Origin of the sequence: Spirosoma sp. 48-14 (assembly GCF_001898575.1) — a bacterium.
In the GTDB taxonomy this organism is placed as follows: domain Bacteria; phylum Bacteroidota; class Bacteroidia; order Cytophagales; family Spirosomataceae; genus Spirosoma.
This window is the reverse complement of the sequence record NZ_MKUD01000059.1, coordinates 58,181-64,256: the sequence shown is the minus strand read 5'-3', so window position 1 is coordinate 64,256 and position 6,076 is coordinate 58,181. Positions and strand designations below refer to the sequence as shown.

6 protein-coding genes are annotated in these 6,076 nt (G+C 48.9%); all 6 read left to right on the top strand.

Annotation, left to right across the window (positions count from 1 at the left end; all coding sequences use genetic code 11):
- On the top strand, window positions 1–983 hold a 983-nt coding region (locus tag BGO59_RS26745), incomplete at its 5' end, for a di-heme oxidoredictase family protein (protein WP_293688795.1).
- A 21-nt stretch (window positions 984–1,004) separates the two neighbouring features.
- Window positions 1,005–1,469, top strand: coding sequence for a Rieske (2Fe-2S) protein (locus tag BGO59_RS26740; RefSeq protein WP_293688793.1), 465 nt, complete (start codon window positions 1,005–1,007; stop codon window positions 1,467–1,469).
- A 2-nt stretch (window positions 1,470–1,471) separates the two neighbouring features.
- A complete protein-coding gene (locus BGO59_RS26735; protein ID WP_293688791.1) occupies window positions 1,472–2,722 on the top strand; it encodes a hypothetical protein in 1,251 nt (416 codons plus the stop codon).
- Between the two features lie 155 nt (window positions 2,723–2,877).
- Window positions 2,878–3,237, top strand: coding sequence for a hypothetical protein (locus BGO59_RS26730; protein WP_293688789.1), 360 nt, complete (start codon window positions 2,878–2,880; stop codon window positions 3,235–3,237).
- 188 nt (window positions 3,238–3,425) lie between these two features.
- On the top strand, window positions 3,426–3,755 hold the full coding sequence (locus BGO59_RS36480; RefSeq protein WP_367120208.1) for a DUF6660 family protein: 330 nt from the start codon (window positions 3,426–3,428) through the stop codon (window positions 3,753–3,755).
- Window positions 3,756–3,842: 87 nt separating this feature from the next.
- Window positions 3,843–6,076: CusA/CzcA family heavy metal efflux RND transporter (locus BGO59_RS26725; RefSeq protein WP_293688848.1), on the top strand; the 2,234-nt coding region annotated here is incomplete at its 3' end.

Genomic DNA, 6,076 nt, shown 5'->3' with positions numbered 1-6,076 from the left:
ACACAGGGGATGGCAAAGGGCACCCGTTTACCACCTTAACCCGCTTTGGGCAGGCCGATGAGACCGGCAACAAATTCATGGACCAAGGCGGTCCGCAGCTGCAAAATCGTGCAATACCAGGCTTAACCGCCGAAGTAATTCCAGCCGGTGCCACCTCGTCACGGTTTATGCCTCCTGCCAATACCGGGCTTGGACTCCTGGCTGCGTTGACCGATGCACAAATCCTGGCCCAAGCAGATCCAGATGATCGAGATGGGGATGGTATATCTGGGGTACCAAATTGGATAGTTCCTCCGCATTATTTCAAACCCCAATGGTTTCATAAACCCAAGGATGGTCATTATATCGGACGATTTGGGAAAAAAGCGGCAGCCATTGATCTACTCCAACAAACCGTCAATGCCTATAAACAAGATATGGGCATTACCTCAGAGTTCGATCCAGAAGACCCGATCAATTATGCTGTATCAGGCCAAGCAGGTGATGGTGTTCCAGACCCTGAGGTGGCCAGTTCGACGGTGAATGCCGTTGTCTTTTATTTACGCACGCTAAAAGTGCCTCTTCAACGCAATGCCACCGATGCCGATGTCGTAACGGGTAAGCAAACTTTTCTCAAAGTGGGTTGTGGCGGATGTCACACGCCCGAATGGACCACTGCGCAATCAGACATTTCCGTACTCTCAAATCAGACCTTTGCGCCTTATACAGATTTACTCTTACACGATATGGGCAAGGGGTTGGACGATGGTTATACGGAAGGCATAGCCAAAACATCCGAATGGCGTACTCCTCCTTTATGGGGATTAGGTTTATCGAAAAATTCGCAGGGTGGTCAGCTCTTTCTCCTTCACGATGGCCGTGCTCGTTCCGTTGACGCGGCAATTCGTATGCATGGTGGTGAGGCAACCAAAGCTGTAGCCGCTTATATCCGACTAACAGCGATTGAACGGGAACAGCTCCTATTATTTCTTGACTCTTTATAATCCACTAAACCTGATTTTATTATGACCATGAATACGTCTATCACTCGTCAGAACTTCTTAAAAACGTGCGGAGCTACCTGCCTGGGCGCCATCAGCTTATCTACGTTGCTGTCCAGCTGTAAAAGTGTGTATTATGCCCAAATGCCCCTTTTAAAAGGTAACACCATCGAAGTCAGTCGAAAAGAGTTTGAGATCGTTTCTAAAAAAGGGGACGTCACCTTACGTCCTTTTGTCCTGGTTGAAGTAAAAGGGCAATCGTTTCCCATTTATCTCTACCGCCGAAGCGACACGGATTATTCGGCGGTGTTAATGAAATGCTCTCATCAGGGCAATGAGCTTAACGCCCATGATGGGCATTTGACCTGTCCTGCACATGGCAGTGAATATGACGCAACTGGCAAGGTCTTAGAAGGACCTGCAGAAAAGAGCCTGACGGCTTACCGTGTTACAGCCGATCCTCAAACGATCATCATCCACATCGCCTGACGATGAATTATAAGCTACTTGTTTACAGCCTGCTGGCCACACTACCCGCAGTAGCTCAGGTCGATTCCACTCAGAGTGGAGCGATGAACACCCTTTTTGGTCGAGATACCACCTACCGAAGTCAGAACCAACAGTTGAAACTGAACATGGACGCAACCTACGATCGCCCCTTTTTATCGACCGGTAAGTTACCCGTTTCTGTGGGGGGCTATTTAGAAGCCAATACTCAATACATGAAAACGAACGGAATTACCGAAGGCCTTTCGTTTCAGATGCGCAGAATGACCCTCTTTTTGGCTGCTACAATCAATCGACGAATTAAATTTTTGTCAGAGATTGAGTTTGAAGATGGGACGAAGGAAATCAATATCGAGTTTGCGGCAATGGATATACAGTTCGATCAGCTTTTGAATCTGCGTGGCGGGATTATTATGAATCCAATTGGCTCATTCAATCAAAACCACGATGGCCCAAAATGGGAATTTGTTGATCGTCCGCTGTCCTCGACACGCATCATTCCTTCTACGTGGAGCAATGTGGGCTTTGGTGTGTATGGTAAAAAATACACCCGTGATTGGGTGTGGGCCTACGAAGCCTATTTGACCAATGGATTTGACGACCAAATCATCGCCAATAACCAGAACCGCACTTTTTTACCAGCATCCAAAGCCAGTCCCAATCGGTTCGAAGAAAGTTTCAACGGGGTCCCCCTAGTCACCCTCAAGACCGCCCTAAAACGACGCAAGGTTGGCGAAATTGGGCTGTCCTGGATGGGCGGATTGTATAATAAATTCCAGGATGACGGTTTGGTGTTAGATGAACGTCGCCGGGTGGATGTTTGGGCCGTTGATTTTAATACCACCTTACCCTCAAGAACCTTTATTACGGGAGAATGGGTCTGGGCGCATATCAACGTACCCCCGACGTATACCCAGCAGTTTGGTCGCAAACAGCAAGGTGGCTGGGTTGACGTTGTCCATCCCATACTTCGCGGACGGTTATTAGGCTGGAATACAGCCTCCCTTAATGTCGCGCTTCGGGTTGAACGGGTTGATTACAATGTCGATACCTTCAAGGAAACAGGGGAAAATATTTACGACGAACTCTGGTCGGTTGTCCCGGCGATCAGTTTCCGTCCATCTCCAACAACCGTTATTCGGGCCAATTACCGATACCAGTGGGATACCGATTTATTAGGCAATTCCCCTGTTCGTACCGCTGGTTTTCAGGTTGGTTTTTCGACGTATTTCTAAAGGCACGTCTCCTCCCCGGCCAACTCAATTAACTGGGGAGGAGATCTTAGCAGCAAAGCGGGAAAGCCTATTTTGCAGCCATCTCAGCTGTAATCAAGCCGTGGGTCAATCCAAGGCCACCTGATAAGCAGGTTACTCTCCTAAACCCAGTTGCCATGAACCGTTTTAGTTATTTGAGGTTGGTTTTTCTGATTAATCTAACCAGTTTACCACCTGTGCATCCCCATTGGTGTAAGCAGCCAACCCGTCAACTTCGCTGGCTGAATCAACTCATTCAACAGGTAAATAGTTGGCCATCGACTCATGGTGGCTGGGAGGTTCATCAGGCTCGATATCAGGGTAAAGAAGTATTCGTCTTACACCTTTGCCGGCATTGTGGACGGAGTCGGGGTTTTTTCCTCTACAACCATTACGGGAGTTTGCTCTCCAAGGGGGACGGGACCGACACGATTCAATTAGCTACCCTAACCCAGGATCGGCTATTAGCTGCCCACCCCGGCCGGTTTTCCCAGTAAACCCTGTGCATCAGGGTGTAAGCAAACCTAGATGTGGGTAAACCGGCTTGGAAGAGGGTATATGACTTTCTAGAACAATCAGGTGAATCGGCTGAGTAAGTAGCTATGGAAGCAACGTTTTCAAATTAATTTGTACTTATCTAATTTTTGACTACCCGTTGCATTTAGTTTACGCTTAATTTTGCCGAATGAATTCGATGCTTCACGGCTTTCTTTGTGCGTACATGCTGTTTCTTTCGGTACTTCCCTGTGCCGACAGCTTCGGTTTGTTACGCTCAGATAAACAATCAGCGTCGATTTCAGCGGATAATCACCAACATCTCCCTCATCAGGCTACTGGAGATAACTGTTCCCCCCTTTGTGTGTGTAGCTGCTGTGGTACCGTACTGGAAGCTCTTCCTCAGTTTGCCTTTGGGTTTATTTCACTACAACCCTTTCAAACGGCTTGTTTCGCACCAGTAAGCACGCTTTGGCTTTCTCCTTCCCTGTCGAGCTGGCAGCCACCCCTTCTAGGCTAAGTTAGGATTCGTACGTCCTTTTTATTTAATGCAACAAAGTTGCAAAGAGGGCGCTTTATGCTTGTTCCATCTTAGCTTATACAAATCATGTTGGATGCCATCATCCGTTTTTCCATTCAGAACAAACTGATTGTGGGAATCATCACGGTGGGGTTGATTATCTGGGGTAGTGTATCCCTCAGCCGTTTACCCATCGATGCTCTTCCCGACATCACCAATAATCAGGTACAGGTTATCACCCAAAGCCCAGCCCTTTCGGCGCTGGATGTCGAACGACTGATCAGTTTTCCCATTGAACAGACTATGGCCACCATACCTGATCTATTGGAGGTACGATCAATTTCCCGATTTGGTCTTTCTGTCGTAACCATCGTCCTTAAGGATGGGGTTGATATCTACCTCGCCCGCCAGCAGGTCTTTGAGCGATTGCAACAGGCCCGCTCCCAGATACCAGCTAATGCAGGGGAACCCGAACTCGCTCCCGTTACCACGGGTTTAGGCGAGATTTACCAATATGTGCTTCGCGCCAAACCAGGATTTGAAAAACGCTATCCGCCCATGGAATTACGTTCCATCCAGGACTGGATTGTCCGTCGACAATTACTGGGAACCCCTGGTGTCGCCGATGTGAGCAGTTTCGGTGGATTGCTAAAACAGTATGAAGTCGCTGTCAATCCCCAGCGTTTGCGGGCTGCTGGGGTCACCATGGACCAGTTATTTACGGCGCTGGAAAAAAACAACCAGAACGCGGGTGGCGCTTATATAGACCGGCGGCCGAATGCCTACTTTATTCGATCCGAAGGACTGATTACGAATCTCGCCGATATTGCCAAAATTGAGGTCCGTCGCACACCAGGAGGCATCCCTATTACGGTAAGCGATGTCGCAACCGTTCAGCTTGGTAGCGCCATTCGCTACGGAGCCATGACCCGTAACGGGGAAGGAGAAGTGGTGGGTGCCATCGTGATGATGCTTAAAGGAGCCAATTCCTCTCAGGTAATTGGTAATGTGAAGCAGCGAATCGATCAGATCAAGAAATCCCTACCCGAAGGCGTTGAGATTCACGCGTTTCTGGATCGGACGAAACTCGTCAACCGGGCGATTGGTACCGTAGAACGAAATCTGATTGAAGGAGCGCTGATCGTTATTTTTGTCCTGGTGCTGCTCCTGGGCAACTGGCGGGCGGGTTTGGTGGTAGCCTCCGTCATACCGTTGGCTATGCTCTTTGCCGTCGGCTTGATGGATTTCTTTGGTGTCTCGGGAAACCTGATGAGTTTGGGTGCCATCGACTTTGGACTTATTGTCGACGGGGCTGTCATTATTGTGGAAGCAACCCTGCATCACATTGCGCTTAAAAACTACCGGCACAACTTGTCGCAGGCAGAAATGGATGATGAAGTCTTTGAATCGGCCAGCCGCATTCGCTCGTCTGCTGCCTTCGGTGAGATCATCATTCTGATTGTGTATCTGCCCATCCTGGCCTTGGTCGGCATTGAGGGTAAAATGTTCCGGCCGATGGCACAAACCGTTGCGTTTGCTATTCTGGGTGCGTTTATCCTCTCACTCACCTACGTGCCTATGATCTCCGCATTGCTGTTAAGTAAAAAACCCATTAAGGAAGGAACCAAAACGATATCTGATCGAATCATTGGCTTTTTTCACCGGGGGTATGAGCCGGCTATCCGGTGGACACTGAACCATAAAGGGTGGGTGGTTGGCTTTTCCGTTGCGTTATTTGTAGGGGCTATGCTGATCTTTAGCCGGTTGGGGGGAGAGTTTATCCCTCAACTCGATGAAGGCGATTTCGCTGTGGAAACACGGGTTATGACCGGGGCCTCGCTCTCTCAGTCAACCGATGCCTCCTTGCAGGCAGGGAAAGTATTAAAAAAGAACTTTCCAGAGGTCATTGAAACCATTGGTAAAACCGGTGCGGGTGAAATTCCAACGGACCCTATGCCCATTGAAGCTACTGATTTAATGGTCATTTTGAAAGATCGATCCGAATGGACCTCCGCCAAAAGTCGCGAAGAACTGGCCGATAAAATGGGGGATAAGCTCAAACAGATTCCTGGTGTAAGTTTTGGCTTTCTGCAACCTATTCAAATGCGGTTTAGTGAGTTAATATCCGGGGTAAAGCAGGACATTGCGGTTAAACTGTTTGGAGAGGACCTAGGCGTTCTGGCTGATTATGCCGCCCGGATCGGGCGCATCGCATCGACCGTTCCCGGCGCTGTCGATCTCTATGTGGAACAGGTGTCGGGATTACCACAGATTGTCGTATCCTTTAACCGGGACGCTTTAGCACGGTTTGGGTTATCCGT

Coding starts and splice junctions, on each gene's coding strand:
- BGO59_RS26740 (WP_293688793.1), top strand. CDS start 1,005: ATGACCATGAATACGTCTATCACTCGTCAGAACTTCTTAAAAACGTGC.
- BGO59_RS26735 (WP_293688791.1), top strand. CDS start 1,472: ATGAATTATAAGCTACTTGTTTACAGCCTGCTGGCCACACTACCCGCA.
- BGO59_RS26730 (WP_293688789.1), top strand. CDS start 2,878: ATGAACCGTTTTAGTTATTTGAGGTTGGTTTTTCTGATTAATCTAACC.
- BGO59_RS36480 (WP_367120208.1), top strand. CDS start 3,426: ATGAATTCGATGCTTCACGGCTTTCTTTGTGCGTACATGCTGTTTCTT.